The organism is Actinomycetospora sp., assembly GCF_055612215.1.
Genome location: NZ_JBVPVA010000342.1, coordinates 1 through 2,551, shown reverse-complemented (window position 1 = coordinate 2,551; position 2,551 = coordinate 1). Strand labels below are relative to the sequence as shown.

2 protein-coding genes are annotated in these 2,551 nt (G+C 72.7%); one reads left to right on the top strand and one right to left on the bottom strand.

Features of this window, described 5'->3' with window-relative positions; all coding sequences use genetic code 11:
• The coding region (locus AC0CYZ_RS09800) for a protein meaA (RefSeq protein WP_472214709.1) at window positions 1-2,057 on the bottom strand (2,057 nt) is incomplete at its 3' end.
• Between the two features lie 113 nt (window positions 2,058-2,170).
• Here AC0CYZ_RS09800 and AC0CYZ_RS09795 point away from each other — a divergent pair.
• Entirely contained in the window at window positions 2,171-2,467 is a 297-nt protein-coding gene (locus AC0CYZ_RS09795) for a hypothetical protein (RefSeq protein WP_472214707.1), read from the top strand.
• The last annotated feature ends 84 nt before the right edge of the window (window positions 2,468-2,551 follow it).

Below are 2,551 nucleotides of genomic sequence, written 5' to 3'. Positions count from 1 at the left end.
CCGTGCACCTCGCGGATCACGTCGACGAAGTCACCCATGATCCCGGTGAGCGAGTACGACTTCGGCGTCACCACCCGCTGCACGCCGAGCCGTTGGAGCTGCTCGGCGTCCTTCGGCGGGATGATCCCGCCGACCACGACGGGGATGTCGGCCGCGTCGGCGCGGGCGAGCCCGTCCAGCACCGCCGGCACCACCTCGAGGTGCGAGCCGGACAGGATCGACAGCCCGACGACGTGCACGCCCTCCTGGACCGCGGCCGCCACGATCTCGGCGGGCGTGAGCCGGATGCCCTGGTAGATCACCTCGAAGCCGGCGTCGCGGGCCCGCACGGCGATCTGCTCGGCGCCGTTTGAGTGCCCGTCGAGCCCCGGCTTGCCGACCAGCATGCGCAGGGCCGCCACGCCCAGCTCGGCGGCGGTCGCCCGGACCCGCTCGCGCACCAGCTCGAGCTCGTTCGGCTCGCCGTCCGCGGCCTCGGAGCCCGGGGCCGAGGAGCCCGACGACGAGGCCGCGGTGACCCCGGTCGGCGCGCGGTAGGAGCCGTAGACCCCGCGCAGCGCCCCGGCCCACTCCCCCGTCGTGACCCCGGCCCGCGCACAGGCGAGCGTGGCCTCCATGAGGTTCAGCGAGTCGTCGGTCTCCCGCCGCCCCGCGGCCTCGGTGAGCCGGTCGAGGGCGGCCTTGACGGTGTCGTCGTCCCGGTCGGCGCGCCAGGCGGCGACGGCCTCGCGGGCGCGCTCCTCGACGTCGGGGTCCGCGACGAAGATCGCGTCGGCGCCCTCGGCCTGCAGCGGGCTGGGCTCGGTGGAGGTGAACCTGTTGACGCCGACGACGACGTCCTCGCCCGACTCGAGCCGCATCCGCCGCGCGGCGAGCGAGCTCACGAGCTGCGACTTCATGTAGCCGGAGTCCACCGCGGCGACCGCGCCGCCCATCTCGGCGACCTTCGCGATCTCGGCGCGGGCGCCCTCCACGATCGCGGCCGTCCTGGCCTCCATCACGTGGGAGCCCGCGAAGACGTCGTCGTGGTCGAGGAGGTCGGTCTCGTAGGCGAGGACCTGCTGCATGCGCAGCGCCCACTGCTGGTCCCACGGGCGCGGCAGGCCGAGGGCCTCGTTCCAGGCGGGCAGCTGCACCGCGCGGGCGCGGGCGTCGCGCGACAGCGTCACCGCGAGCATCTCCAGCACGATGCGCTGGACGTTGTTCTCCGGCTGGGCCTCGGTGAGGCCCAGCGAGTTCACCTGCACGCCGTAGCGGAAGCGGCGCATCTTCGGGTCGGTGACCCCGTAGCGCTCCTGGCAGAGCTCGTCCCAGAGCTGGGAGAAGGCCCGGAGCTTCGCGATCTCCTCGATGATGTGCAGGCCGGCGTTGACGAAGAACGAGATGCGCCCGACGACCTTCGCGAAGTCCGCCTCGGGCACCTGCCCCGAGTCGCGCACCGCGTCGAGCACCGCGATCGCGGTCGAGATCGTGTACGCGACCTCCTGCGTCGGCGTCGCCCCCGCCTCCTGCAGGTGGTAGCTGCAGATGTTGATCGGGTTCCACTTCGGGACGTTCGAGACGGTCCAGGCGATCATGTCGGTGATCAGCCGGACGCTCGGCGCCGGCGGGAACGCGTAGGTCCCGCGCGAGAGGTACTCCTTGACGATGTCGTTCTGCGTGGTGCCCGCGAGGCTCGCGCGGACCTCGTCGCGGTCGAGCCCGGCGGCCTCGGCCTGCTCGTCGGCGACGGTGACGTAGAGCGCGAGCAGCCACATGGCGGTCGCGTTGATCGTCATCGAGGTGTTGGCCTCGTGCAGGGGGATCTGGTCGAACAGCGCGCGCATGTCGCCGATGTGCGACACGGGGACCCCGACCTTGCCGACCTCCCCGCGGGCGAGCTCGTCGTCGGGGTCGTAGCCGGTCTGGGTCGGCAGGTCGAACGCGACCGAGAGCCCCGTCTGTCCCTTGGCGAGGTTGCGCCGGTAGAGCTCGTTCGACGCCTTCGCCGAGGAGTGCCCGGCGTAGGTCCGCATGACCCACGGGCGGTCACGGGAGTCGTCGCTGGGGTACGGCATGGTTCGAGCACCTCCGTGCAGGGGCCGGACCCTGGGAGGTTACCGGCGGGTCGACCGGGGACCCATCGGTCTCGGCCATGCTGCACGCCACAGGATCGGTCACGATGGGGGGCATGGTCGGATCGGTGGGCGAGATCTTCACGGCACTCGCCGTCGTGGTGCTGCTCGCCGGCCTCCTGCGCTGGACCTTCGGGACCGGTCCGAAGGGCGCCCTGCCCGGTGACGACGGCGACGTCGGCCTGCTCGAGACGGTCGCGACGGTGCCCACCCGCGAGGCCGCCGAGGTCCTGGCCGCGCGGCTGGCCCGCGAGAAGGTGCGGTCCACGATCGCGCACGACGAGGGCGGGTGGAACCTGCTCGTGTTCCCCGGGGACGTCGACGACGCGTTGGTGGTCCTCCGGACCTCCTAGCGGCGGGGTGGGGCCTGGACCCGGGCCACGTCCGCGCCGAGGGCGCAGAGGTTCTCGACGAACAGCGGGTAGCCGCGGTCGATG